General features: G+C 72.0%; 22 protein-coding genes and 1 pseudogene. 6 read left to right on the top strand and 17 right to left on the bottom strand.

Annotated features, from left to right (window positions below; translation table 11 throughout):
• Positions 1–19: 19 nt before the first annotated feature.
• Positions 20–1,546 (bottom strand): sensor histidine kinase, encoded by a 1,527-nt coding sequence (locus tag Dsi01nite_RS52645; protein WP_203854067.1) that lies wholly within the window; start codon positions 1,544–1,546, stop codon positions 20–22.
• Positions 1,547–1,696: 150 nt separating this feature from the next.
• Positions 1,697–3,556, bottom strand: coding sequence for an ABC transporter ATP-binding protein (locus Dsi01nite_RS52640; RefSeq protein ID WP_203854066.1), 1,860 nt, complete (start codon positions 3,554–3,556; stop codon positions 1,697–1,699).
• A 301-nt stretch (positions 3,557–3,857) separates the two neighbouring features.
• Between Dsi01nite_RS52640 and Dsi01nite_RS52635 the strand changes: the two genes are divergently transcribed.
• The 4 genes from Dsi01nite_RS52635 (at position 3,858) to Dsi01nite_RS52620 (ending at position 8,278) form a co-directional block, all read left to right on the top strand.
• The gene (locus Dsi01nite_RS52635) at positions 3,858–4,457 is read left to right on the top strand and encodes a nitroreductase family protein (RefSeq protein WP_203854065.1); all 600 of its coding nucleotides are present in this window, start codon (positions 3,858–3,860) and stop codon (positions 4,455–4,457) included.
• A 650-nt stretch (positions 4,458–5,107) separates the two neighbouring features.
• Positions 5,108–5,899 (top strand): AfsR/SARP family transcriptional regulator, encoded by a 792-nt coding sequence (locus Dsi01nite_RS52630; RefSeq protein ID WP_203854064.1) that lies wholly within the window; start codon positions 5,108–5,110, stop codon positions 5,897–5,899.
• Positions 5,900–6,168: 269 nt separating this feature from the next.
• A complete protein-coding gene (locus Dsi01nite_RS52625; RefSeq protein ID WP_203854063.1) occupies positions 6,169–6,426 on the top strand; it encodes a chorismate mutase in 258 nt (85 codons plus the stop codon).
• A gap of 259 nt (positions 6,427–6,685) precedes the next feature.
• Positions 6,686–8,278: an MBL fold metallo-hydrolase gene (locus tag Dsi01nite_RS52620; protein WP_203854062.1), complete on the top strand. Its 1,593-nt coding sequence runs from the start codon at positions 6,686–6,688 to the stop codon at positions 8,276–8,278.
• Positions 8,279–8,369: 91 nt separating this feature from the next.
• On the opposite strand, the gene dpgD is transcribed toward Dsi01nite_RS52620, so the two are convergent.
• From dpgD to Dsi01nite_RS52570, 10 genes are all read right to left on the bottom strand, one after another.
• Positions 8,370–9,191 (bottom strand): enoyl-CoA-hydratase DpgD, encoded by an 822-nt coding sequence (gene dpgD / locus Dsi01nite_RS52615; protein ID WP_203854061.1) that lies wholly within the window; start codon positions 9,189–9,191, stop codon positions 8,370–8,372.
• The gene (gene dpgC, locus Dsi01nite_RS52610; protein WP_203854060.1) at positions 9,188–10,516 is read right to left on the bottom strand and encodes a (3,5-dihydroxyphenyl)acetyl-CoA 1,2-dioxygenase DpgC; all 1,329 of its coding nucleotides are present in this window, start codon (positions 10,514–10,516) and stop codon (positions 9,188–9,190) included. The genes dpgD and dpgC overlap by 4 nt, the downstream gene beginning before the upstream one ends.
• Positions 10,513–11,193 carry an enoyl-CoA-hydratase DpgB gene (gene dpgB / locus Dsi01nite_RS52605; protein WP_203854059.1) on the bottom strand — a complete coding sequence of 227 codons (681 nt, stop codon included), beginning with the start codon at positions 11,191–11,193 and terminating at the stop codon, positions 10,513–10,515. Before dpgB ends, dpgC begins: the two co-directional genes overlap by 4 nt.
• An 11-nt stretch (positions 11,194–11,204) precedes the next feature.
• Positions 11,205–12,458: a 3,5-dihydroxyphenylacetyl-CoA synthase DpgA gene (gene dpgA, locus Dsi01nite_RS52600; RefSeq protein WP_203854058.1), complete on the bottom strand. Its 1,254-nt coding sequence runs from the start codon at positions 12,456–12,458 to the stop codon at positions 11,205–11,207.
• 157 nt (positions 12,459–12,615) lie between these two features.
• Positions 12,616–13,641 carry a ParB/RepB/Spo0J family partition protein gene (locus Dsi01nite_RS52595; protein WP_203854057.1) on the bottom strand — a complete coding sequence of 342 codons (1,026 nt, stop codon included), beginning with the start codon at positions 13,639–13,641 and terminating at the stop codon, positions 12,616–12,618.
• Between the two features lie 290 nt (positions 13,642–13,931).
• Positions 13,932–14,933, bottom strand: coding sequence for a guanitoxin biosynthesis L-enduracididine beta-hydroxylase GntD (gene gntD, locus Dsi01nite_RS52590; protein WP_203854056.1), 1,002 nt, complete (start codon positions 14,931–14,933; stop codon positions 13,932–13,934).
• Positions 14,934–15,365: 432 nt separating this feature from the next.
• Positions 15,366–16,187 (bottom strand): alpha/beta fold hydrolase, encoded by an 822-nt coding sequence (locus Dsi01nite_RS52585; RefSeq protein WP_203854055.1) that lies wholly within the window; start codon positions 16,185–16,187, stop codon positions 15,366–15,368.
• Positions 16,188–16,202: 15 nt separating this feature from the next.
• Positions 16,203–16,424, bottom strand: a complete 222-nt coding sequence (locus Dsi01nite_RS52580; RefSeq protein WP_203854054.1) for an MbtH family protein — start codon at positions 16,422–16,424, stop codon at positions 16,203–16,205.
• Positions 16,425–16,445: 21 nt separating this feature from the next.
• Positions 16,446–18,029 carry an MBL fold metallo-hydrolase gene (locus tag Dsi01nite_RS52575; RefSeq protein ID WP_203854053.1) on the bottom strand — a complete coding sequence of 528 codons (1,584 nt, stop codon included), beginning with the start codon at positions 18,027–18,029 and terminating at the stop codon, positions 16,446–16,448.
• 40 nt (positions 18,030–18,069) lie between these two features.
• Entirely contained in the window at positions 18,070–18,870 is an 801-nt protein-coding gene (locus tag Dsi01nite_RS52570) for a 2OG-Fe(II)-dependent halogenase WelO5 family protein (protein ID WP_203854052.1), read from the bottom strand.
• A gap of 312 nt (positions 18,871–19,182) precedes the next feature.
• Between Dsi01nite_RS52570 and Dsi01nite_RS52565 the strand changes: the two genes are divergently transcribed.
• Positions 19,183–19,842 (top strand): ABC transporter ATP-binding protein, encoded by a 660-nt coding sequence (locus Dsi01nite_RS52565; protein ID WP_425554283.1) that lies wholly within the window; start codon positions 19,183–19,185, stop codon positions 19,840–19,842.
• Positions 19,843–19,924: 82 nt separating this feature from the next.
• Here the strand turns inward: Dsi01nite_RS52565 and Dsi01nite_RS52560 are convergent, their stop codons facing one another.
• From Dsi01nite_RS52560 to Dsi01nite_RS52550, 4 genes and pseudogenes are all read right to left on the bottom strand, one after another.
• Positions 19,925–20,584 carry a response regulator transcription factor gene (locus tag Dsi01nite_RS52560; RefSeq protein ID WP_203854050.1) on the bottom strand — a complete coding sequence of 220 codons (660 nt, stop codon included), beginning with the start codon at positions 20,582–20,584 and terminating at the stop codon, positions 19,925–19,927.
• A 105-nt stretch (positions 20,585–20,689) separates the two neighbouring features.
• Positions 20,690–21,922: an aminotransferase-like domain-containing protein gene (locus Dsi01nite_RS59105; protein ID WP_373318962.1), complete on the bottom strand. Its 1,233-nt coding sequence runs from the start codon at positions 21,920–21,922 to the stop codon at positions 20,690–20,692.
• A 213-nt stretch (positions 21,923–22,135) separates the two neighbouring features.
• Positions 22,136–23,158 (bottom strand): annotated as a pseudogene (locus tag Dsi01nite_RS59100) (alpha-hydroxy acid oxidase); the annotation flags it as partial.
• Between the two features lie 277 nt (positions 23,159–23,435).
• A complete protein-coding gene (locus Dsi01nite_RS52550; protein WP_203854048.1) occupies positions 23,436–24,422 on the bottom strand; it encodes a ParB N-terminal domain-containing protein in 987 nt (328 codons plus the stop codon).
• Between the two features lie 188 nt (positions 24,423–24,610).
• On the opposite strand from Dsi01nite_RS52550, the gene Dsi01nite_RS52545 reads away from it, so the two are divergent.
• Positions 24,611–24,802, top strand: coding sequence for a hypothetical protein (locus Dsi01nite_RS52545; RefSeq protein ID WP_203854047.1), 192 nt, complete (start codon positions 24,611–24,613; stop codon positions 24,800–24,802).
• 62 nt (positions 24,803–24,864) lie between these two features.
• Here the strand turns inward: Dsi01nite_RS52545 and Dsi01nite_RS52540 are convergent, their stop codons facing one another.
• Positions 24,865–25,962, bottom strand: a complete 1,098-nt coding sequence (locus tag Dsi01nite_RS52540) for a peptidoglycan-binding domain-containing protein (protein WP_203854046.1) — start codon at positions 25,960–25,962, stop codon at positions 24,865–24,867.
• Positions 25,963–26,169: the final 207 nt, after the last annotated feature.

Raw genomic sequence — 26,169 nt, 5'->3', positions numbered from 1 at the left:
CCATCGCCGCGTGGACGCGTTACGCGGGCAGCGAGACGGTGACCGTGGTGCCCTCGGCGGGCGCGCTGACGATGTCGGCCGTGCCGCCCACCTCCTGCATCCGCTCACGCATCAGGTCCAGACCCATGCCGTGGCGGCCGGTCGCGGACGACGGATCAAATCCGCGGCCGTCGTCGCGGACCGTCACCTCGATGCCGGCGGCGGTCTTCGCCATTCGTAGCTCGATGACCGCCGGGTCGCCGTGACGGATCGCGTTGCCGATGGCCTCCTGGACCACCCGCAGCACCGCGTGCTCCACCTGCGGCTCGAGCTCCGCCGGCTCCACGTGCACCTCGACAGCGATCCCGAGGCGCGCCTGATAGACGCGGCACAGCTCCTCCAGCGCCGCGGCGAGCCCGAGGTCCTCGAGTGCGACGGGGCGCAGCTGCAGCAGCAGCGCACGCATCTCGCGCATCGTCCGCGCCAGTGATCGCTCCATCGACGCTGCCTGCTCGAACAGCTCAGTGCCGGCCGGGAGCGCCTTGCGCATGCCGGTCGCGACGAGGCCGACCGAGAACAGGTCCTGGGAGATGGAGTCGTGCAACTCGCGCGCGATGCGGTTGCGCTCGGCGTGCCGGGCCTCGGTGCCGGCCGCGACGCGCTGCTCGGCGACCGCCTCGTCGAGGGATTCGGCCATGCTGTTGAAGGCGCGCTCCAGGCCGCCGACCTCGTCACCGCCCGACACCGGGACCCGCGCACGCAGGTCGCCGCCGGCCATCGCCGCGGTGCCCTGGGACAGCCGGCGGATCCGCCGGATGAGCCGGCCCGTGCTCAGCAGCCCGAACAGGACGCCGACCGGCAGCAGCAGGGCCAGCACCACGATTCCCGGCACGACGAGCGAGCCGACCGTCGTGTCCGTCGCCGAGTCGGAGCCCGGGTCGGCGGTGTCCACGGGGTTGCCGCGGTCGTCGGCAGCACTGCCTCCCTTGACGGCGTCGGCGGTGCGGACGAGCACGTACACCACGCCGATCGTCCGCCGCGCCGCGCCGCCGGCGTTCGAGACCTCGATCGGCATGCTGGCCCAGTAGTTCGTCCGGCCCTGTTCGTCGGAGAGCCCGGACTGGGCGTGCGTGCCGCGGGCGGCCGCCGGGATCATCACGCCGGCCGGCAGGAAGTCGGGCGGGTTCGCGGCGACGACGTGGCCGTCGGCGCCCGCCACCACCTGCGCCACGGCGTCGGCCCAGTCGTTGAGCCGCGCCGCGGCGATCTGATCGGTCACCGCGGGATCGGCGAAGCCGCCGGCCGCCGCGTCGAGCAGGCTCGCGTCGGTCGCGGCGGGCGAACCGCTGGCCGCCGCGGCCGCCGCCTTGCCGGCCGCGTTCGCCACGGTCTGGGCGAGCGCCTCGGCCTTGAGGCGGTTCACGTTCTGCTCGGCCGCTGTGGCGCGCTGCCGGGCCTGATCCGCCAGCTGGTCGGCGTCGCGGATGCGCGGCACCGTCATCGCGAGCAGCACGACCTCGACGAGCAGGACGGCGGCCGCCGAGACCAGCATGTAGGAGACGGCCATCCGGGACCGCAACCCCAGGCGCCGCCACCGTCTCGGGAATCCTGCTCGAAACCACCGGCCCAGCCGAGCTAGCACGCCGCCTCCCCGATCCGAGCGATACGGTCCGCCAACAGCGTACCGATCGCCCGGTCCGCGGCGTTGCGGGCCGAGTTACGGCTCGACGGTCGCGGGCTCGCCGGCTGTCTCCTCGAGATCGGCCTCCAGGAACGCGCTGGCCTGGATGGCGAAGAGCTCGGCGTACAAACCGTCGCCCGCCATCAGCTCGGTGTGGCTGCCCTGCTCGACGATCTCGCCGTTCTTGAGCACGATGATGCGGTCGGCCGTGCGGACCGTGGAGAAGCGGTGCGAGATCAGCACGACGGTCTTGCCCCGGTACAACTGGCGGACGCTTTCGAACAGGTCACGCTCGGCGCGGGCGTCCAGCGACGCGGTGGGCTCGTCGAGCACGACGAGTGGCGCGTCGCGGAAGAACGCACGGGCGAGCGCGACCCGCTGCCACTGGCCGAGGGACAGGTCGATGCCCCGGCCGAACTGCGGGCCCAGCGTCGTGTCGTAGCCGCTGGGCAGTCGCGAGAGGAAATCGTCCGCGCCTGCGGCGAGCGCCGCCGCGCGCACGCCCTCGGCGTCCTCGCTGCGGGCGGTCGAGCCGAGGTGGATGTTGTCGGTCGCGGTCAGGGCGTAGCGGATGAAGTCCTGGAACAGCACCGCGACCTGCTCGCGCCAGGAGGTGAGGTCGAGTTCCTTGAGGTCGGTGCCGTCGATGCGCACCGCGCCCGTGCGGGGCTCGTAGAGTCCGGCGATGAGCTTGGCGAGCGTGGTCTTGCCCGACCCGTTCTCGCCGACGAGCGCGACGATCTCGCCGGCGTTGATGCGGATGTCCGCATGCTCGACGGCGTTGCGGTTGGCGTCCCGGTAGCGGAACGACACGTCGTCGAGCTCGATGCGCGAGAATCCGCCCACCACCGCGGCGCCCTCGCGGTGCTTCGCCAGGCCGTCCCCGAGCTGCAGGAACCCGTTGAGGTCATTGACCAGCGGGGCCGACTCGAAGAAGCGGTTGGTTTCCATGACGGAGCTGAGCAGGCGCTGCGCGAACATCAGCATGGCCGCGGCGACCGTCGCGGTCTCGGCCAGGGTGAGCACCCCGCGCCGGTTGAGCACGACGAGCGTCACGGCGGCGAGCGCCAGGACCAGGTTGCTGCCGAAGGTCGAGATGACCGAGGCGCGCAGCTGGCGCCGCAGCGTGGAGGCGAGCATGCCGATGCGCTCGATCATCGACGTGCGCCACCGCTCCGAAAGGTGCTGCGCCAGGTTGAAGGCGCGGATCTCCTTGGCCGGGTCACGCATGGTCAGCAGCTGGAACAGGTACATCCGGGCCCGGTCGAGGTGCGCGATGCGCACGACGAAGGTGAAGTAGTGCTCGCCGACGCGCGTTCCGCCGATCCATACCGGGAATGCCACCAGCAGCAGCGAGATGCCGATCCACGGTTGCAGCATCACGAGCGCGAACCACAGCGATCCGAGCGCGAACAGGTTCTGCCCGATGTCGATCATGCTCTGCACCATCATCATCGGCCGGTTGGCGGCGCTGCCCGCGGCGCGCTGCAGGCGGTCGTGGAAGGTGGAGTCGTCGAAGTCGTCGAGCTCCGCCAGGCAGGTGACCTTGAGGATCTCGGTGCTGATGTACAGGGTGACGCGCTCGCCGATGATCTGCCGGCGGTTGTTGATGATCGCCCCGGCCAGCCCCATCAGCGCGTTCGCAGCGATGAACAGGACCAGACCGATGGCAAGGCCCTCCGCGGTGTCACCGGTGTTGGCCTTGATGAGCGCCGTGATCAGTTGCTGGAACTGCAGGAGGAGCACCAGGAAGCCGAGCGCCTGGATGAGCTGCAGGATGACGATGAGGACGAAGTCGCGGCGCCCGGCGGCCCAGACCAGCCGGATGGCCGCTCCGAGCAGGCGCAGGGTGGCGAACATGCCGCGGGGTAGCTGCACATCGGCTTCACGATCCATGGGTGGGCCACTCCTTGCGCGGGCATGAGGTCCGAAATCGTGCTCCGGCCGCCGATCGTCACACCGCCGCGACAGCGGTCACAACATGCTCGAGCCGAACGTCAGTTGGCCTCCACCGCGGCGCGACCCCGCCGAGCCTGCGCCCGGCCCGGTCGCCCGCCGGCTCGGACGAGCGCCGGTGGCGCCCCGGTAGCCGGGTGCTGGCGGTGTGTCCCCCGCCGGTGTCGCGGGTGATCCGGGCGGGTGATCCGGCGGTACAGAATCGATCCCGGCCCACACGCGACCGACGGGAGCACCTGGCATGGACGTCCTGACCGCGATCCTCACCCGCCGCAGCGAACGCAGCCTCGTCGAGCCGGCGCCGAGCGCCGGGGAGTTCGCCGAGCTGCTGGCGGTCGCGGCCACCGCGCCCGACCACGGCCAGCTGCGGCCGTGGCGCTGGATTCTCGTGCGCGACGCCGACCGCGACGCGCTCGGGGCCTGCTTCGCCGCCGGGGCCGAGGCCGGGCGGGCGGCGGAGGCCGCCGCCAAGGCGCACCGCGCACCACTGCTCGCCACGCTGGTCTTCCAGCCGCGGGCCGGGCACCGCGTCCCGGAGTGGGAGCAGCTCGCCGCCACCAGCCTGATGAACCACGCGATGATGCTGCTGCTGCACTCGCGCGGCTACGGCAGCATCTGGCGGACGGGCGCCTTCGCCGACTCGGTGCCGGTGCGCGACCTGCTCGGCCTGCACCCACAGGAGCGCACCCTCGGCTGGCTCTACATCGGCAGTCCGCTGCACGAGCGCGCGCTCCCGCCGCGGACCCCGCAGGATCTCACCGGTAAGGTCACGTCGCTCGCGCGCCGGCCGGAGCCGTCGATGGCCGGCGGGCACCTCGGATCGCCGTCTGTCCAACGCTGACGCGCCCGGCCGCATGTACCCTGCCGGCCTGCCGCACCAGAATGTCCGAAATTGCGGGTAAAGCGGGAACGCCCGTCCACGGTTTGGCGCGGCAATCCGAATACCGTCAATGTCAAACATTCGATGTATCGCGGTCCGCCAATGCGTGGATGAGCACTGAAGTGCCGGCCGGCAGCCGACGCGCAACGGCGGCGCCGCTCGTGAGCGACCCGCCGCGACCAGTGTCACGGCGCCCGGCGCCGGCTACAAGTCGCGCGCACACAGCGCCCCGCACAGGTCCGTGTGTTCGACTGCGCAAATGACGCACTCGAACAGAAGTCGCGGCCAACCCCAGCCATGTGAACGACATCGTGCGCCGGTCGAGCGTTACTGGACGCATAAATATCCCCTCGTTAGTATTCCCGGCGACAGGCTGGGATCGAGGGATCTCAACGGGGGCATTATCCAATTGCCCGGCAGTCCGGCGTGTTCCCCTACGCGTCGGAGTCGGCCGGTTCGACGAACTCTGCACGTATCCATCGCTGGTCGCCACCAGCGGTGCGACGCTGCCTGCAATGCCGGGCGGCACTCGTACACCCTCCGCTGACGCCCTGAACGTCATCGCACTCGAGCGGTGACCGATCGACAGCCACCACTACTGTGGAGGGCGCATGCACTTCTTCATCCTGGGAAGCCTTGAGGTGGGCTCCGCGGATCGACGCATCCGGATCACGGCGCCAAAGCAGCGCGCCGTGCTCGCGGGCCTGCTGCTCGGGGCCAACCATGAAGTGCCGTTGGATCAGCTCATCCGGTTCGCGTGGGACGGCCGCCCGCCGGCCACCGCGCACACCACGCTGCAGTCGTACATCTATCGGCTGCGACAACTCCTGCGCCCACTTCCGGGCGTCGCTTTACGCACCAACATCGACAGCTACGTGCTCGACGTCCGGCACGACGACACCGACCTCTGGTACTTCCGCGGTCAGGTCGAGGAGGCGCGGGCCCTGGCCCGCCTCGGCAAGCTCGCGGAGTCGGCCGAGGGGCTGCGCCGGGCCATGGCGGTCTGGCGCGGTGGCTCGCTGTCGGGCATTCCGGGCGAGACAGTGGCACAGGAGGCCCGCGTCATCGACGGCGAACGCATCTCCGCCTACGAGGAGTTGTTCGACACCGAGATCCTGCTCGGCCGGGCCCGGCAGATCATTCCCGAACTCCACAAGGTCGTCTCCAACTACGCCTACCACGAGGTGTTCCGAGCCCAGCTGATGCTGGCGCTCTACGCCTCGGGCCGTCAGGCCGAGGCACTGCAGAACTACGCCCTGATCCGCCGCCGGCTGCGCGACACGCTCGGCATCGAGCCGGGCCAGGAGCTGCAGGAGCTGCATCGATCGATCCTGAGCCAGGTGCCGGCGGCCGAGATCACGCCGCCGACGTGGGCCCGCTCCGTCAACGTCCCGATCGGCTGACCCGAACCTCTGGCGCACCGATTATCCCCATCGGTGTCCGGCTGCACAATGCGCGTCAGCCGGGCACCATCAACGCTCCATTCCGGGGTCCTGGGCGAACCCGGGACCGGCCGCCGGCCGCCTCTGGGCGACGGCGGCCGCAACATTGTCGCGCCGCCGTGCAACTGCATCGCCATCGCAGTTGGACGGCGCCGGCCGTCGCATGTGGACACGGCCGTCTTCGGTGACAATCGCCTCGGCCTCCAGCCCCGATCCCATGGGAGACGGCAATGACGCTCGACGTGACGACCCTCGACATCGTGAACATGCGGGAGCGCATCGACGAGATCGACGCGACCATCATCCGGCTGTGGCAGGAGCGCGCCGGCCTGTCGCAGCAGATCGGCGAGGCCCGGCTCGCCGCCGGCGGCACCCGCCTGGTGCTGTCGCGCGAACAACAGATCCTGGACCGGTTCCGCGACGGCATCGGCGACGGCGGCACCCAGCTCGCGCTGCTGGTGCTGCGCGCCGGCCGCGGCAACCTCTGAGGCGCCTTTCACACCGGTGGCGCGGTCCTGGCGCGCCGATGGCCGCCGGCCGGTCCCGCCGGGCTCGGCGCGGCCCCTTTTACCAGGCCAGATACCGCTTCAGATGTACGATCCCCCGCGCCGCGACATGGCCCGAACAGCCGCGCGGGCCGCATCATGACACTCGCGGCGGCCGGATCGCTGCCACCTTCTTCCGCCATCCGCCGGGCCTTTCGACCCGCGGCGGCTGACCGTTCCCGACACTGGAGGGAGCTCCACCATGGGCATGCCGGACGAGCCGGTTTTCCTTCGCTCCAACGCCATCATCGAACCGCTGGTCGACCGGTTCTTCGCCTGGATGTACCTCGTTTCGCCCGTGCAGGGTTCGATGAACCTGGCGAACCTCCACGTGCCGCTGCTCGAGTCGTACCTGCAGAACCCGCAGGTCCACCTCGCGGCCAGCCGCAACCCTGCGCTGCGCGGCGGGTACTTCGTCAACATCGACGAGTCCCGCAGCAACGAGGTCGCCGACCTGCTCGACGGCATCAAGCGCGACCGGGCCGACATGCTCGCGTTCGCCGCCGGGGTCGCCGAGGCCGAGGCGATGCTCGAGCAGCAGGCGACCGGCTTCGACCTGACGCCGCTGTACCCTCAGCTGCCGGCCGCGCTCAACGGCCTCGTCGAGCTGGCCTACGACACCAACAACCAGCCCTCGATGCGGTACATCGAGCCGCTGGTGTACGTCAGCCCGGTCTATGACCGCGGCCGCCAGTCGGTGCAGCTGTCCCTGGACACCGGCGTCGAGCGGCCCTTCATCCTCAGCACGCCCCGGCTGCCCGGCCCCGGCGTCCTGGACCTGCCGCTGCGCTTCGACCACCCGGGCCTCGACGCGCTGTTCGCGGCGCGCACCGCGCCCACGACCCTGGCCGCGCTGCGCGAGGCGCTGGAGCTCACCGACGACGCCCTCGCCGCCCAACTGGCCACGCTGCTGTCGGACGCGCCGAGCCTCGCCCCGGACCGGCACATCGAGGCGGGCGGGCGCATCCGGTACTTCGGCCACGCCTGTCTGGTGCTGCAGACGCCGGACGTCGCCATCGTCACCGACCCGTTCATCAGCACCGACAACCGCCACGGCGACCGCTACACGATGGACGACCTGCCGGACCGCATCGACTACGTCCTCATCACGCACGGCCACCAGGACCACATCGTGCTGGAGACGCTGATCCCGCTGCGGCACCGCATCGGCGCCGTCGTCGTGCCGCGCTCGTCACGGGGCAACCTGTGCGACCCGTCGATCGGGCTGTACCTCAAGGCGATCGGCTTCAACGTCATCGAGGTCGACGACTTCGACGAGGTGCCGTTCACCGGCGGGCGGATCGTCGCGACGCCGTTCCTGGGCGAACACTCCGACCTCGACATCCGCGCGAAGTCGACGTTCATCGTGCAGCTGGCCGGGGCGTCGGCGTTCATCGGCGCGGACTCGTCGGGCATCGACCCGGTGCTGTACCGCTACATCAAGAGCCACCTCGGCAAGGTCGACATGGCGTTCCTCGGCATGGAGTGCGACGGCGCGCCGCTGACGTGGCTGTATCAGGGCCTGCTGACCCGCCCGGTGACGAAGAAGATGAGCGACTCGCGCAAGCTGTCGGGCTCCAACGCCAAGCAGGCGGCCGACATCATGCAGGAGCTCGACGCCGACGAGGCCTACATCTATGCCATGGGCGAGGAGAGCTGGCAGGGCCACGTCATGGCGACGACGTACACCGAGGACACCTACCAGCTCAAGCAGATCGACGAGTTCCTGGCGTGGTGCGTCGAGCACGGCATCACCGCCGAGCACCTGTTCAACAAGCGCGAGTGGCGCTGGTAGCCCGGGCGACGCGAAAAGGCCGGCGGAGTGTGACTCCGCCGGCCTTTTGCTGTCCTGCTTCGCCTACCGGCCTTTTGCCGTCCTGCTTCGCCTACCGGCCGAACCAGACCGGCTCGCAGCCCTGTATGAAGGCCCGCGGCCCCTCGACGGCGTCGCGGCTGTACATGCGCCGCTGCTCCCATTCGAACCGGGTCGCCATCGCCTGCTCGATCGTCATGTGCAGCGAGCGCATCGTCGCCTCCTTGACCGCACGGACGGCCAGCGGCGCCGCGCGCAGCAGGTCGTCGGTCCACTCGCGCACGCACTCGTCGAGGCGCTCGGCCGGCACGACCTCGTTGACCAGCCCGAGCTGCAGCGCCGTCGCCGCGGTGAACCGCCGCCCGGTCAGCAGATACCCCATCGCGGCCTTCAGCGGGAGCTGCCGGGCCAGCCGGAACGCACCGCCGGCGCCCGGGACGAGGCCCCGCAGCACCTCCGGCAACGCGAAGACGGCATGCTCGGCGGCGACGATGATGTCGCACGCCAGGGCCAGCTCGAGCCCGCCGCCCAATGCCCAGCCGTTGACCCGCGCGACGATCGGCTTGGAGAAGTGGAACCGCTCCGTGAGCCGGGGCCAGCCGGGCTGGCCGTGGCTGCCGAACGTGGTCGGCTCGGCGCCGAACCGGTTGAGCTCGGCCCGCTCCCGCAGATCCTGGCCGACGCAGAACGAGCGGTCGCCGGCGCCGGTCAGCACGACCACCCGCACGTCGTCGTCGGCCTCGACGTCGTCCCAGATGCAGCCCAGCTCCTCGTGCGTGCGCAGGTCCATCGCGTTGAGCACCTTGGGCCGGTCGATCGTGACGTAGGCGACGCGGTCGCGCTTCTCGTACCGCACGCGGGCCGGGGAGCCCTCGCCCGCACCCGCGCCGCTCATGCGGCCGCCACGAACCGGCCGACCTTGCCCAGGACGTCGGGGCTGTAGATGCGCCGCGCCTGCTCCAGCGCGAACTCCGCCAGGTAGGCGCGGAACGCGTCCAGGGGCTCCTCCGCCTCGACGATCATCCGCCGGTTGGCCGCGACCGCGTCGCCGCGCAACCGGTCCGCGCACGCACCCACGGCCCGGTCGAGCTCCTCGCCGGCGTCGTAGACCTCGTCGACGAACAGCCGCGCGTCCGGCTCGATGACCCGGAGCCGGCGGCCGAGCAGGATGACCTGCCGCGCCAGCCGCGCCCCGCCGTGCCGGGTGAGCCGCAGGTTGGCCGCGCCGGGCACGATCCCCTCCTGAGCGGCCGGCAGGCTGAGGTAGGCGTCCGACGCGGCGATGACGTGGTCGGCCACGAGCAGGAGCTGGCAGCCGCCCCCGATCGCGAAGCCGTCCACGACGGCCAGCCACGGCTTGCCGCCGGGCCGCTCCCACCAGCCGGCGTCGCCGCGCAGGCCGCGGGTGAGCTTGGCGACGTAGCCCATCTCCCGCCGCAGCAGGAAGTCGACCAGGCCGATCGTGCCCGCGTGCAGTGCCTTGAGGTTGATGCCGGAGGAGAAGACCCGTTTCCCGGTGTACCGCGGGTGCGTCATCGCCCCGCCCCGCAGGACGATCACCTCGACGGCCGGGTCGAGCAGCGCCAGGTCGACGGCGACCTCCATGTCGTCGATCTGGCGCTCGTCCTCGGCGTTGAGACAGTCCTCGCGGCAGATGGTCAGGTGCGCCACGCCGTCGCGGCGGGCGAGCCGGACCGAGCCGAGGTCGGCCTCGCCGGCGCGCCGGTAGTCCTCGAACATCCGCTGGGCCCTCGGCGTCGGGCGCAGCATGGACTCCAGCAGGTGGCGGCCCTCGTCCGGGTGGCGAAGGACGGCGCTGACGAACACGCCCTGGTCGATCTCCCAGCCCTCCTTGGCCGCCTGCGGACGGGCGCGGTCGGCGGCCACGGCGGCCGGCCCCGGCACGAGCCCCGGGAACGCCGTCGCCGCGGCGGCGCACAGCGCCGCCACGCTCAGCGGGCGCGTCCGCTGGGCGGTCAGCTCGGAGTACACCGCGACGGTGTGCCGCCCCAGGAACTCGCCCCGGACCCGGCGTGCCTCGGCGTGTGCGGCCGCCGCGACGGCCCGCTGGGGCGCCGAACGCTCGGCCGGCACCGGAAGCGCCTCGACGACCGAGGCGGCGCGCTCGGCGGCCTCGGCGACCGCGCGCCGGGCGCGGCCGAGCTCCGCCGGGCCCGCGTCCTCGGCCGGGCCGCGCCCGGTCAGCGTCCCGGCCGTCACGACGGCGTCCCCGCGGCGATACGCAGCGCGCGGTCGACCGCGGCCAGGTGCGTGCCCAGCGCCTCCTCGAAGGCGACGGTCGGCGCGTCCAGGGCGAGCTGCCGGCGCACGGCCAGCTCCGTCCCGGACACCGCGGCCGCCCGCCCCACCGCGACGCCGAGCGCCGCTTCGACATCCCCGGTCACCTCATGGACCAGGTGCAGCGCGAGCGCGTCGTCCAGCCCGATCGCGGTGCCGTACAGCGCCGCCTGCCGCACGGCCGTCGCGCTGGGCGCCTGCCGGGCCAGCCGGTACAGCGCCATCCCGGGCCACACCAGCCCGCCCTGCATCGGCAGCACGAGCCGCACGCTCCGCGCCGCGATGCGGTGGTCGGTGGCCAGCAGCACGTCGAGGGCCGGCCCGCCGCACGCTCCCGCAGCGAGCGCGATCGTCGTGGCCGGCACCCGCTCGAGGCGGCGCAGCGCCTGCTCCCAGCGATTCACCAGCCGCAGGTTCAGGTCGCGGGCCCACTCGCCCCGCGGCGTTCCCGACACCCGCAGCACCACGACCGCGGCGCCGTCGGCGTCCTCGGCCCGCCGGCACATCCCGGCGACCGCGTCGACGGTCTCGGCGGACAGCGGCCGCTCGCCGTCGACGCTCAGCTCGATGCGGCTCACGGCCGCCTGTTCATCGGACATTGCCGCCCCCGTCACCACTGCACCAGCGCCGTTTCGATGGTCGATCCGGGGCCCATCGTCATGAGCACCCCGTAGTCGCCGGGCTCGACGGCCCGCTCGCGCAGCAACCGCTCGTAGGAGAACAGGAACGAGCCGCTGGAGAGGTTGCCGTAGTCGCGCAGCACCCCGGTCGTGTGCCGGACGTCGTGGCGGGTGAGCCCGAGATTGACCCGGACGGCGTCGATCACCTTCTTGCCGCCGGAGTGCACCAGCCAGTGTCCGATGTCGCGGCGGCGCAGGCCCGCGCGGCCCAGCAGCCGGTCCACGACGATCGAGGCGTTCGCGCCGACCACGTACGGGATGTCGGGGTCCAGGAAGAAGCTGAACCGGTGCTGCGCGTCGTCCCAGTCGTACCGCATGGCGTCGAACGCGTCTGTGATGATCCGGCTGGCGAAGCCGAGGATCCGCGGGCGCCGCGGCGCGCCGCGGTCCTCGACCGCAGTGGACGCAGTGGACGCGGTGGCCGCGGCCGGGTCCGGCGCCACGAGCACCAAGGCCGCGCCGCCGTCGCCGAAGAGGCTGTTGACCACGGCGGTGCGCATCGTGGAGTCCATCACGTACGCGGCCGAGCACGCCTCGGCGCAGACCATCACGGCGACCCGGCCGGGGTTGGCCTTGGCCCAGTTGGCCGTGGCGTTGAGCGCGTTGAGGCCGGCGTTGCAGCCCATCCCGACCACGTCGACGCGGTGGCAGCCGGGGTCGATGCCGAGCTCGCGGATGACCAGCGCGGTCAGGCCCGGCGTGAGGAAGCCGGTGGAGGTCACGCAGCACAGGTACTCGACGTCGGCGAGGCCGAGCCCGGCGTCGGCGAGCGCGGCGGTCAGGGCCCGCGCGCCCATGTCGACGGCGACGGCCTTGTGTTTGCGCAGCAGGTCGCCCTGCGGCTCGTCGAAGGTAGCGCCGTCGGGGCTGATCGGCACGGTGAGGAAGCGGCGGTGGATCGCGCTGTTGCTGAACACCGAGCGCACCTTCGGGTCGGTGATCGCGAACAGGTCGAGCAGGTCCTCCTGCGAGTACGCCGTGCCGGCGACCGCGGTGCCGACGCCGGCGATGGTGGCGGCGGCGATGGAGGCGCGGTCCGTCGCGCCGGGCGCGGCCTCGCCGGGCGCGGGAACGGGCCAGGGGTGGGTGAGCGCGACGACCGCCGGGCCTGCCGATGGCCCGGCGGTCGGGTGGAGAGCCGATTCGGTTGTGTCCGGCGTCTGCGTGCCGATCGCGATGGTCATCGGAAGGTCCAGCCCCACATGCGTCGCTTACTGCGCGGACGGATTACCACGGAGGTCATGGTCGGGCACCTTTCTCGTTTGCCGCCGGCCGGACCGGTCGTGGCACGACGCGGCGCGGCCGGGCGGCCGGCCGCGCGGGTCGATCCGGGACCCGGCGTCAGGGGGAGTCGGGGTCGCGCCGTTCGGCCTGCTCGAGCTGCTCGAGCTGATCGGCCAGGCGCGACCACTCGCCGGCGCATGAGCGCGCGACGTTGGCGATGATGTAGGTGCAGTGTGGCGGCACCTTGTCGATGACATCAAGTCGTTCGTCCGCGCGGATCGCACGAAGAAAGATCCAGCGCAGCACGGCGCGGCCCGACTCGGTGAGCCGCAGCGAGGGGTCGTTCTGCAGGCCGAGCAGCAGCGCGGTCAGATCGGCCGGCTCGGCCGGCTCGGCGGCCTCCGGCGGCTCCGCGCCGCGCCGCTGGCGTGGCACCGGCACCGGGTCCTCGCCGAGCTGCACGCGCCGGCGCACGTCGCGCACGGTCGACGGCGAGACGCCCGCCTCCCGCGCGACCTCCCGCAGCGACGCCTCGGGCCGCTCGGTGATGATCTGCGACGCCCGGCGGCGGCCCTCGGCGCTGTCCAGCGGCCGGACCCGCCCGTCGCGGCCCTTGCGCGCCCGCACCTCGCTGTCGGCGTGGATGCGCATGCGGCGGCGGATGTTGCCGATCGTCCGGGCGCCGAGACCCACGGCCTCGGCGATGGCGCGGTCCGACCAGGTCGGCTGGCCGACGATGATGCGCTCGGCGGCCCGTGCGCGGTCCTCGAACGACAGGGGCATGCCGTGGGTGATGTTCGTGCGCACTGCGAGCACGAACGCCTCCTGCTCGGTGCCGTCGAAGAACTGCGCCTCGATGAGCTCGTCGCCGCGCAGCACCGCCGCGCCGAGGCGGTGCATGCCGTCGATCACCCGCATCGTCCGGCGGTGCACCAGGATCGGCGGGAGCCGGGCGTCGATGCGCGACAGCATCTGCGTGTGCTTGACGTCCTCGCCGCGTTGGCGCGGCGAGTCCGCCGGCAGCAGGGAGCGGACCGGCACCCATTGCGCCGGCGAGACGTCACCGGAGCGTTGCGGACCGGGCGGCGGGTCCGATCCGCCGTCGCCCACCTCGCCGGCCGGCGCGGGCCGGTCGGTCAGCATGCGGAGTATGTGCGGCTGTTCCAAGGCAGCTCCCCCGAAGCTCGTGTTTCCTTGGTCGAACGCCGACCCGCGTCGCCGCCTGCGGGTCGTTCACGCTGTGCCGATCGATTCCCCTCGTTGAGCCTCAGGCCCGGCCGCCTGTCCAACTGGGTCGCGCGAGCAGTCGAACACCCGCACCGGATACATAACAGGACGCCGCAATGTCCGTCTACAAAACGTGCCCCGCCCGAACGGGTCGTCCGCCGGGACCGCGGAAGACACCGTCCGGGCGGGGCCGGACCACGGAAACCTCAGTGGATGGCCCGCACGGCGGCGACCGGCCGGGCCGAGCGGGACTTGCGCAGATCAAGCGTCAGGTTGATGCGCTTGAGCCAGCGGTCGGTGCCGTCGTGCCGGGGCGTGAACGGCTTCCGGCCGTGCACCACCCGGTAGTTGTCGATGAAGCAGAAGTCGCCGCCGTCGAGGACCATGTCGAACATCGCGTTGTCCATGGCCTTCACCAGCGCGTCCAGGGCCCACTGGGCCTCCTGGTCGCCGTCCGGGACGATCATGAAGTACGGGTCGGCCCGGATGTAGGGCTGGGCCGGATCGCCGAACAGCACGGCGACCAGGTCGGGGTTGCGCTGCATCTCGTTGATGTCGTCGAAGGCGTCCATGCCCGGCTCGGAGTTGTTCTTCGCCAGGTGCGACTCGTCCGGCCGGATGCCGAAGCGCTCCTGCATCAGCACCTCGCGAGCGCCGTCGGGCAGGTCGAGGTGGTCGGCGTAGCCGACGGTGGTCGCCGCCGCGTACGGGTTGCGCAGGCAGGCGAAGGTCAGGTAGTCGCCCCGCAGCGGGTGGAACGCGTCCTCGGTGTGCCAGGTCAGCAGCGCCTCGCTGCTGGAGCCCAGCTGCTCGTGCTCGTGGCCCTTGATGGGCACGACGTCGTGGATCAGCCGGCCGTCCTGCTGCGTGGCCCACGCGAACGGGTGGCCGAGGAGCGAGCCGAGCATGACGAGCGCCAGCTCCTCGCGGTGCGCCGGCGATCGATCCGGCCGGTCCCGCCAGTGCGACGGCGTGGGCCCGAGGCGGTCCTGGTCCACTTTGTAGCCGCTGATGCACAGCACCCCGGACGTCTGCTCCAGCCGGAAGGCGGCGACCCTGTCCTGCGTCCGTTCGGGCAGCTGGTGCGCCAGCACCGCGGCGCGGTGCAGCGCCTCCTCGGTGTCCAGCGGCCACAGCTCGTCCGCGTGCCGGTCGAGCAGCCGGTTCACCTGGTCGACTTCGGAGTGTTCGAGTTGCAATCGATCCATGTTGAGCTCATCTCCCAGTCGTGACGACATGGCGGGGCCCAACGCCGTGAAGGCGTCTCGTCGGCCCGGTTGAGAAGGCTGCGAGCCCGGAAACCCATTCCGGGCCGCACGCCGTGACATCGACATCCGCACTTGAAACCCTTACGTGTGCTCTGCGCTGCCTGGCGAACGCGAATTCGCACTCCTAACCGGGCGATGGCGGCCTCTTTTCCGCACGACATCGTCAGTCAGAGTAAGAGCCGATTTTCGGTGGTACTGGTATGCAATTGACCGGTCGTAACCCATGTTCGCCACGCCGGTGCCGGACCGGCAAGCGCCTCGAACGCGTTTCCAGAGCGCCACCATCGCAACACCAGAAGCACGGTGGGAAACGCGCGACGGAGGCGCCGCTTGCGCGGCGCCTCCGGTCGGGATGGTGTGACTGAGCCGGCCTCAGGCCAGCTCCTCGTGCTTGGCCAGGAACTCCAGGATCGCCGAGTTCACCTCGTCGGCGCGCTCCAGGTAGCCGAAGTGGCCGGCCTGCGCGACCTCCACGAGGTCGCAGTCCGGGATCGCCTCGGCGACCTCCGCACCCAGGTGCGGCGGCGTGATCAGATCGTCGGAGAAGGTGATGACGCGACAGGGCGCGGTGATCCCGCGCAGGCCGTCGCGCCGGTCGACGGTCAGGTCGACCCACTCCTGTCCCCCGCCGTAGCCGGGCGGCTCGGCCGCGGCGGCGTGCTTGAGCGTGTCCAACCACGCGGCCGAGGCCTGGGGATCGTTGAGCGTCGCGCGGGAGAGCATCTCGAACGCCGTGATGCTCGCCCGAAACTCCGGCGGCAGTCGCACTCCGCTCTCGGCCAGGGCGCGGTAGGCCATCGAGTGTGCGAGCCGGGTCGGGTCGGAGCGGGACTTCGTCGACATGAGCACCATGCAGCGGACCAGCTCCGGATGCCTGATGGCCAGCTCCTGCGCGATGATGGCGCCGAGCGACGTGCCGACGATGCGGCATGGCGCCGCGTCCAATCCCTCGATCAGGCCCTTGGTGTCGGCGACCATGTCGTCGAGCGTGTACCGGCCGGGCGGCACGTCCGACGGGGGGATGCCGCGGTTGTCGAAGGTGATCGCCTGGTATCCGGCGGCGACGACGGCCGGGGTCTGGTGCAGCGTCCAGGCCCGGCCGCTGGCCGACGAACCCATGATGAACAGCACCCGCTCACCCCGGCCGTGCCGCTCGAACGCCAGGCGGATGTTGTTGGTGAAGGCGTGGGGCATGCTCGGTGGCCCCGATCATTTCCCGTCGAGCGCGATGCGCAGGCTCTTGGGCCGCATGTCGGTCCACGTCTTACGCAGATACTCGTCGCACTCCTCCTTGGAGGCGTGCACCCCCGTCTCGGCCCAGCCACCCGGCACCGGCAGGTCACCCGGCCACAGCGAGTACTGCTCCTCCTCGTTGACGAGCACCTTGAACCGCGCCTCGGGGTTCTCGAAGTCGAAGCTGACCGTACGCACAGCGTCCTCCTGAAGGTCGTGCTACCAACGCCACTCACGCTGGCCGAGCAGGTGCTCGGCCTTGACCCCGTTGTCCGCGCACCACGCGAGGAACAGCTCGATCTGCTTGAGCTGGAACGAGTCGGGGGTGTAACTGGTTGCCATCACGTGCCCGAGCCAGTCCTCCTCGCCCATGGCGTAGATGTACGCCTCGGGCGCGCCGAGCTCGGTGACGATCGCGCCGGCCTGTGCGGCGTTGGAGCCGGACAGTTTGCGCGAGTCGCTCATCTTCTTCGTCACCGGCCGGGTGAGCAGCGCCTGGTACAGCCACGTCAGGGGTGCGCCGTCGCACTCCATGCCGAGGAAGGCCATGTCCACCTGGCCGAGGTCGTTGCGCATGTAGCGGTACAGCGTCGGGTCGATGCCCGACGAGTCCGCGCCGATGAAGATCTTCTTGCCGGCGATCTCCACCCAGTAGGTGGACTTGCCGCGGATGTCGAGGTCGGCGTGCTCGCCCAGGAACGGGGTGGCGGTCACCTTGCCGCCCGGGAACTGGACCTCGTCGAAGTCGTCGACCTCGTGCACCGGCAGGCCCAGGTGCTTGAGGTACAGGCCGAGGGACGGGTCGCAGAGGTTGCCGCGCGAGGAGCGCGGCACGACCACGGCGCCGACCCGGCCCCGCAGCTGCAGCAGGGTCTCCAGCACGATGTGGTCCTGGTGGCCGTGCGTGATGACGACCAGGTCGATGCGGTCGGGCAGGTCGTTGAGCAGGAACCGGCCGGTCGAGTTCGTGTCGGCGTTGATGAACGGGTCGGTGACGACCGTGGCCTCCGGCGACTGGATCACCAGGCAGGCATGCCCGAAGTACCGGATGCGGCCGCCGGACTCGATGTGCCGGTCCGGCGATTGCCCGGGTGCGTCGGTGAGCAGCCGCTCGAGCATCGGCACCTGCGCGTCGGGCACCTCGAGCGCCTCCCGCAGCCGCCCGAGCGTCGTCGGGTTGAGCCGCGCGGCGAACAGCTCGCGCAGGCCGTCGTGGCGGAACGGGATGTCCAGTTCGAGCACGTCGGGCGAGGGCAGGCGCGGCGTGCTGAGGATGAACGGACGCTCGACGCCGGGCTCGATCGACAGCTGGACGGACTGCCGCTCCTCCTGGTAGGCGGCGCTGCGGTACGCGACCGGCTCGATGAAGCGTAGCGTCGGCTGGTTGCCGCAGTCGTACGCCAGCTCGACGACCCCGTTGAGCTCCGAGGGCAGTTTCGGATACAGCGGCGTCAGGTCGAACCCGGTGGCCTCCTGGCGCACCAGCGTCTCGGCCTCGCCGATCGCCTCGGCGAAGCGCAGCATCGGCGCCCGGTCCCGCTTGATCGCCGCGACAAGGTCGCGCACCTCGCCGGCGCGGGACTCGGGGACGTTGACGAAGTATCCCCCGCGCAGGTCCGGGTTGCTGCAGGCCGCCGCGTGCACCTGGGGCGACTGCAGGTATGACTCCAGCATCGGCAGCTGCAGCACCGACAGGTTCAACGAGCCCTGGACGGGCGCCACGGTGTGGTGCCACGCGTAGAACCGGTCGACGAGCGGCTCGATGATGACGTTGGGGCGCAGGAAGCGCGATTGCTCGGTCATGACCTTCCCTCGTTGGGAGACGGCGTGCGCCGGCTGATGATCAGGTCCACGTGACGACGGTCTGCTCGTCGATGAAGCCGAGCAGGAACGAAATCGCCGTGCGGTTGCCGCGCGTGGCGTCCACGGCGTGCACGTGCCGGCCGTTGAAGACGTAGACGTCACCCGGGCGGATGTCGACGTTGACGCGCTCGATGCCGTCCAGCGTGCGCGGCGGGTAGGAGAATCCGGAGTGCAGGATGTCGAAGCGGCGCCGGCTGTCGTCGTCGGGCCGGATGTTCCACAACACCAGCCGCCCGCCGCCCTCGTGCTCGATGCACATGTTCGTCGCGCACACCTCGTAGTCGAGCACCCGCTGGACCTCGAAGCCGGCCTGGCGCGGGTCGCGGCACTGGGCCTCGTCCTCGTGCGGCTCGAGGGCGAACTCGCCCTCCTTGTTCCAGGCCCGCACCAGCGCCGGGCACGCCTGCTCGCCGTTCATCTCGGCGGTCCGGAGCCGGGCGCCGTCGCCGGCCAGGCGGTCGTTCATGCGGTCGCGGAACCAGTGCCAGGGCGAGTCGTCACAGTTGAGCACGTCCATGACCTGCTCGGAAACCTTGCTGGTCTCGGCAAGGTAGGTGTCGACCGGCTTGTTCCAGTGGTACGCGCCCACGTGGTATGACGGCTCGCCGGTGCGCCGCGTGAGGCCCTGGCTGTTCCAGAACCGGGCGGTCAGGTCCTGCTGCACGGCGAGCGGGATGACGCCGCGGAAGATGACGCCGAGTCGGCGGCCCCGCAGCACGTCGAGGACTCGTTCTGGGTCGAACTCGTCGTATTCGTCGAAGCGGAAGAACTGCGGATCCATGCGCACTCCGGTAACCGGAGCGATGGTCGATGAGGTCATCGGTGTAGTTCCCTTCAGGGGCCGATGGCCAACCGTGGCACGGGCCCGCGAAGCCGGACAAGGATTGCCATCGGGCCGTCAGAGCACTTCCATCCGGGCGCCATCGAGACACCCGGCGCATCAGCCGGCACATCAGCCGGCGCGTCGGCCGGCGCGTCGGCCGACGCGTCGGCCGGCCTCCGGCCGCGGCGAGATCCCCAAAATGGGGACGGTGGTGTTTGACCTTTGGGGGATGCGCGCGCGACCGGCACCCGGCATCGTGAGGGTATGTCCGTGCTGGAGCTGCGCGAGGTCCGCAAGACCTACCCGGGCGAGCCGCCCGTCGAGTCCGTGCGTGGGGTCGACCTCGTCGTGCAGGCCGGCGACATGCTGGCCATCTCCGGCGCGTCCGGATCCGGCAAGTCCACGCTGCTGAACCTGATGGCGACGCTGGACCGGCCGACCGGAGGCTCGGTCCTGATCAACGGTATGGCGGTGCAGGGCCTGTCCGACCGCCAGCTCGCCGGTGTGCGCGCACACCGGGTCGGGGTGGTGTTCCAGCAGTTCTTCCTACTCGAGTCGCTCAACGCGCTGGACAACGTCGCCAACGGGCTGCTCTACCGCGGCGTGCCGGCCAAGGAGCGGCGGGCCGCGGCCGAACAGGCGCTGATCCGGGTCGGCCTGGGGCACCGCATCCACCATCGCGTCACCAAACTCTCCGGCGGCGAGCGGCAGCGGGTGGCGATCGCCCGCGCGGTGGTCGGGCGCCCGTCGATCGTCTTCGCCGACGAGCCCACCGGCAACCTCGACTCGAACAACAGCGAAGAGATCATGGCCCTGCTGACCGAGCTCAACGCGTCGGGCACCACGATGGTGATCATCACGCACGAGCACGCGGTCGCCGACGCCTGCCAGCGCCAGGTGGTCATGCGCGACGGCCAGATCGTCGCCTGAACGGGGCGACCGCTCGCCGACGCACAGTCTTGGGCCGCCGTCTCGGCCTGTCCGGCTCGTCGGGTTCGCCGCCCGGGGGCGGTCAGTCGTCGGTCTGCAGCGCCTCGCCCAACGGCACCAGGCCGTGCTGCAGGCCGAAGATCGCCGCCTGGGTGCGGTCCTGCAGATCGAGCTTCGTCAGGATGCTCGACACGTGCGACTTCACCGTCTGCTCGCCCAGCGACAGCGACCGGGCGATCTCGCGATTCGACCGGCCGCGGGACAGCTCGACCAGCACGTCGCGCTCGCGGGCGGACAGCCGCTCCAGCGGGCCCTCGCGCTCGCGCTCCCGCCAGCGGTGGACCAGCGCGGCGGCCACGGTCGGGGTCATCACGCTGCCGCCGGTCGCCGCCGCCCGCACCGCCTCCGTCACCCGCTCACCGGGAGTGGTCTTCGGCAGGTAGGACAGCGCGCCGACGCGCATCGCCTCGATCGCCTTGTTCTCGTCGGCGTACGACGTCAGCACGATCACGGCCGGTCGGTTGGGCTGGCCGTTGAGCGCGTGCAGCACGCCGAGGCCGTCGAGGCCGGGCATCACCAGGTCGAGCAGGACGACGTCGGGCGCGAGGCGGCGGATCGCCTCGAGCGCCTCCTGGCCGTCGGCCGCCTCGCCGACAACCTGGAAGCCGGGCTCCTGGGTGAGCATGAACCGCAGTCCCTGCCGGACGACCTCGTGGTCGTCGACGATCAGCACCTTGACCATGCCGCCTGCCACACCGCCTCACCCGTCACCACGTCCACCGACACTGCCGCCCAGCCTACCGAGGCGGCTCCGCATGACCGCGCGTCGGTGCCCGGCCTCCGCGCGTCAGTGCCCCGCCTCCGCCTCGATGAACCGGGCCAGCCGCCCCGTGCCCTCCTCGATCTCCGCGGGCGTCAGATAGCTCGTCGACAGGCGCAGGGCGTGCTCGCCACCGCCGCCGGGGTAGAAGTACGACATCGGCGTCCACAGCACCCCGAAGCCCTCGGCGCAGCGGGCGAGCGCCGCATTGTCCGCGGCGAAGGGCACCGTCACGGCGAGGAAGAAGCCCCCGGTCGGCCGGTTCCAGTCGACGCCGAGCGCGGCCCTCCGCTCAGCCGGCAGCCGCCGGTCGAGGTGCTCGAGCATGAGCCGCATCGACTCGCCGTAGTGCCCCGCCGGGCCGGTGTTGAGCTCGGTGACGCGCCCTCCGGCGGACAGCAGCGCCCCGGCCGCCGCCGCCTGGCTCAGCGGCGACGTGTTCACCGTGACCATGCTCTTGAGCTTCACCAGCTCATCGGCGAGGACGCCGCCGCCTTCGACGGGCTGATCGGCGACAACGTAGCCGACGCGGGCACCGGGGAAGACGGTCTTGGAGTACGAGCCGACGTGCACGACGCGGCGGCCGGTGTCCAGCGCCTTGAGGGTGGGCAGCTGGGCCCCGGGGCTGACGAGGCGATACGGGCTGTCCTCGATGAGCAGGATGTCGTATCGCGCGGCGAGCTCCAGCAGCGCCCGCCGCGCCAGCAGTCCCACCGTGGTGCCGGCCGGGTTGGAGTGGTCCGGGATGAGGTAGAGGGCCCGCGGCCGGCGCCCGAGCGCGAGCTGCGCCTCGATCGCCACCGCGACGTCGGCCGGCTCGAGGCCGGTGGGGCGCTCGATCACCGGGACCACGTCGGCGTCGAGCAGGCGGGCGGCCCCGCTGATGCCGACGTAGCACGGACTGGACACCAGCAGCACGTCGCGTGGCCCGGCCATCAGGGCCCGGACGGCGAGCAACATGCCCTCCTGGGCGCCCACCGTCACGACAATCGACGCGGCCGGCACATCGATGCCCTCGTCGGCGCGCAGCGAGTCCGCGATGATCTCGCGGATCTGTCCGGCGGTCGGCCCGTACTGATACATCGCCGAGCGGATCTGCTCCGCCGTCTGCCCGAGGCCGCTGAGGTGGTCGAGGTAGCGGCGGATGTAGCCGATGATGTCCTCGGTGGCGAAGAACCGGTCGTAGGGCCGGCCCGGGGCGAACGAGATCGCGTCGGGGTGACGCATGGCGATCTCGTTGAGGAAGTTCATGGTGTCCATCAGCGGGTCGGACAGACTGCCGTGCAGGTCCGCGCGGCGCAGCCGGACCGGGCCCGACTCCGGGCCGCGGCCGCCCGTCACAACGGCCTCCGGGGCGCGGCCGCCCGTCACGACGGCCTCCGGGGCGCGGCCGCCCGTCACAACGGCGTCCAAGGCGCGGCCGCCCGTCACGACGGCCTCCGGGGCACGGCCGCCCGTCACGACGACGTCGGGGCCGATGCCGCCGAGGTCCTCGATGCCCGCGAGCGCCATGACGTCGACCAGCTCATCGCGCAGGATCTCCAGGACCCGTGCCACGCCGCTCTCGGCGCCGGCGGCCAGGCCGTGCAGCACGGGCCGGCCGACGAGCACCGCGTCGGCGCCGAGGGCCCGGGCGGCGACCACGTCGGCGCCGCGCCGCACGCCGCCGTCAAGCAGGACCGGGACCTTGCCGCTGACCGCCGCGGCCACCTCGGGCAGCACGTCGAGGGTCGGCGGCGCGCCGTCGAGCTGGCGGCCCCCGTGGTTGGACACGACGATGCCGTCGACGCCGGCGGCCAGCGCCCGCTCGGCGTCGGTGGCGCCGAGCACGCCCTTGACGAGGATCGGCAGGCCGGCGAGGCCGCGCAGCCAGTCGACGACCTCCCAGCCCAGGCCGGGGTCGAACTCGGTGCGCGCGTGCCCGCTCGGCGAGTCGTAGTCGCCGTCCGGCAGGTTGGCCGGCCGCACACCAGGCGGCAGGCGGAAGCCGTTGCGCTCATCACGCAGGCGGCGCCCCAGCCGCGGCGCGTCGACGGTGACGACCAGCGCCTCGAAGCCGGCCCGCGCGGCCCGCTCGACGAGCGCGCGGGTCACGTCGCGATCCCGGAAGCAGTACACCTGCAGCCACAACGGCGCCGCGGACGCCTCGGCAAGCTCGTCGAACTCGCGTCCGGCGAACGTGCTGACGACGACGGGCAGTCCGGCGGCCCCGGCGGCCCGCACGGTGGCGAGCTCACCGTCGGGGTGGACGAGGGTGTGATACGCCAGCGGCGCGACGCCGACCGGCGCGGCCCACTCGCGGCCCAGGATGGTCGTGGCCAGGCGCGGCACGGATGCGGTCAGCACGGCCGGGCGCAGCCAGGTGCGGTCGAAAGCGGCCCGGTTGCCGGCCAGGGTCCGCTCCTCGCCGGCGCCGCCCTCGATGAAGTCCCAGACGGACGGGTCGAGGCGCTCCCGCGCCTGCGCAGCCAGTTCGGCGAGCGTCAATGCCTCCATGCGACCACATGGTCACAGCGGGGCGCAGCGGGCGGCAACGCGCCGCGACGGCGGCGCCAATCGGGCCCCACGGCGGCAGCGACGCCGCGGTCGCGGGCGGCGACGCCTCCGTGGCCAGCAGCGGCGACTCCCCCGCCGTCAGGAGCGGCGACGCCTCCGTGGCCAGGAGTGGCGACTCGCCCGCCGTCAGGAGCGGCGACGCCTCCGTGGCCAGGGGCGGCAACTCGCCCGCGGTCAGAGGTGCGACGCCTCCGTGGTCACGACTCCCGCTCGGGCGTCACGACTCCCGCTCGCCGCGCTCCTCGAGCTGGTCGGCGAGCTGCCGCCACTCCTCGGCGCACACGCGCGCGAGATCGGCGATCATCGGCAGGAGGTGCGGCGGCACCTTCTCCGCGATGCCCGTCCACTCGTCGGCCCGGACCGCACGGGAGAAGATCCACCGCAGCAGGGCGCGGCCCGACTCGCTGAAGCGCAGGGACGGATCGTTCTGCAGGCCCTGCAGCATCGGGACAAGGTCGGGGCCCGCCGGCCGGTCCGACTCCGCGGACGCGGCCGGCTCACCGTCGCGGCGCGGGCGGCCCTGCGGCAGCGGATCGTCGCCGCGCTCGATGCGCAGCCGGACGTCGCGGACCGTCGAGGGCGAGACGCCGGCCTCCCGGGCGATCTCGCGCAGCGACGCCTCGGGCCGCTGCCGGATGACCTCCGAGGCCCGCAGCCTCCCCTCGGAGGTGTTCACCGGCCGGACCCGGCCGTCCCGGCCCGTGCGCACCCGCACATCGCCGATGTTGCGCTCGCGCAGCAGGCGGCGCCGCATGTTGCCGACCGTGCGCGCGCCCAGGCCGACGGCGGCGGCGATGGCCCGGTCCGACCAGCCGGGGTGCGAGTCGATGACCCGCTCCGCGGCCCGCGTGCGGTCGTCGTAGGACAGCGGCAGCCCGTGTGCGATGTTCGTCCGCACGGCGAGCACGAACGCCTCCTGCTCGGTGCCGTCGAAGAACCGCACCCGCACCATCTGCTCGCCGCGGAGCTGGGCCGCGCCGAGGCGGTGCATCCCGTCGATGACCCTCATGGTCGAGCGATGCACGATAATGGCCGGGAGCTCGGCGTCGATGCGGGCGAGCATCCGCATGTGCTGGAGGTCCTCGCCGGCGTGCCGGGGCGAGTCGGCCGGTAGCAGCGCGCGCACCGGCAACCACTCAGGCTCGGAGAACGTGTTGAGCCGCTCGCCGGAGTAGGGCCCGGCGGCCTCACACTCGTTGTCCACGTGATCTCCCCCAAAACGCAGGTCGCCGGCCCGAGGGCCGCCTTCGAGCATCGTCCGGGGGTCCGTTCGGCACATCCCCGAAAAGTCGGGGGTCGCCGTCTCTTTCGAGGGAGAGGCCCGCCCGACGCCGAAACCGGGCCTCCCCCGCGGCATCCTTCGGGCGAAGCGTTGGACGGCCGCGGCGCGCAGTGTCGAGCCATGAGAGTGCCAGCGGACTGCCCGACTGGCCCGACCCGGACGGCGACGGCATCTTCCACCCGCAGCCCATGCCGGCCGACGACGATCCGCGATGGCGGCAGACGGACGCCGCCTGCCGCAGCCTCGAGCCGGGTCCGATCACGGTCGACGCCGGCACTCCGGCCAACAGACACGGCGACTGATCCCGCGCGGGAAAGCCCGGCCGGACACAACATCCGGCCGGGCTCAGGTGTCGGGGCAGGGCTCAGGAGGTGTTGGCGGGGACAACGACCCGCTGCCCGGCCGCCAGGCCCGCGCCGCTGACCTCGACCAGACCGGTGACCTGGTCGAAGATGCCGACCCGGACCGCCACGTGCCGGGTGCTGGAGCCGTCCGCGACCCACACCTCATACGCGGCGGCCGGCAGCGACCGCAGCGCCGGGACCGGCACGGCCAACACGCCCCGGTGCGACTCGACGGTGATGCCGACATCCACCTGCGCGTTGTCGATGATGCCGCTGATCTCGCCGGTCAGCGTGATCACCACCGACGCGCTCGCCTGCGACGCGTTGCCGCCCTGGCCGCCGGGCGCGCCGCTGCCCTGCGGCTGTGTCACCGCGCCGATCGTGGTGACCGTGCCGGTCTTGCGGGTGTCATCGGGCAGGTTGACCACGACGGTGTCGCCGACGTGCATCTTGGCCAGCACGCTCGTCGTGACCTGCACGTTGATCGCCCGCTGCTCGCCCGTGCCGTGCGCCACCGTCGCTCCGGGCTCGACGCCCTCGCCGGTGTGCCGGTCGGTGCCGGCGATCCGCACGGTGCCGGCGACGAACACGACCTGCCCCAGCGGGACCGTGCCGGTCACGGGCAGGCCGGAGTCCTTCTGCCAGCGCCGCACCGCCCAGTAGGTCGACGACGAGAAGTGGCTGTCGACGGTCAGTCCGGCGCCGTATCCGAGGGCCTTGAGGTTGTCCTCCAGCTGCCGGACGTCGGCGCCGTCGGTCATCCCCGACTGCATCGGCCGCCACGGTGGGCGGTCGCCGAAGAGCAGGATCACCGGCCGCCCGTCGACCTCGTAGGCCGGCTTGCCCCGCCCGACCACCGCGCCGGCGGCCGGGAGCCAGGTCAGCGTGCCCCCGCCGGGTGCGATCACCGTGTAGGTGCCCGACCGGCCGAGTGTGCCGACCACGCTCTGGCGCCGCGCGACATCCGTGGTCGTCACCGCGGCGGTCGGCGCCGCCGAGCCGGCCACGGACGGGGGCGTCTTGGCCGGCGAGCCGTGGACGAACAGCGCCACGGCGCCGGTGCCCGCCACGCCGGCCAGGGCGACCCCGGCCACCAACGCGACACGTCTGCGATTCACGTCGCCCGCTCTCGCGCGTCGGTCGGGTCTGCCGGATTCCGGTTCATGCCTCCAGCTTCGCCGCTCGGCGGCGCCGACGCTTCCCCAAAAAGTGGTAGGTGCGGTCCCACATTTGGGGCCGTGGCCGAGCGCTCACCGCCCGCCCACCGTCACGATGTCGGGGCCGCCGGCCGGCTGGAGCGGCCGGCAGGCGCCGTCGGCGGCGGG

Source organism: Dactylosporangium siamense (genome assembly GCF_016862795.1).
Taxonomy (GTDB): domain Bacteria; phylum Actinomycetota; class Actinomycetes; order Mycobacteriales; family Micromonosporaceae; genus Dactylosporangium; species Dactylosporangium siamense.
This window is presented reverse-complemented; position numbering and strand designations above follow the sequence as displayed.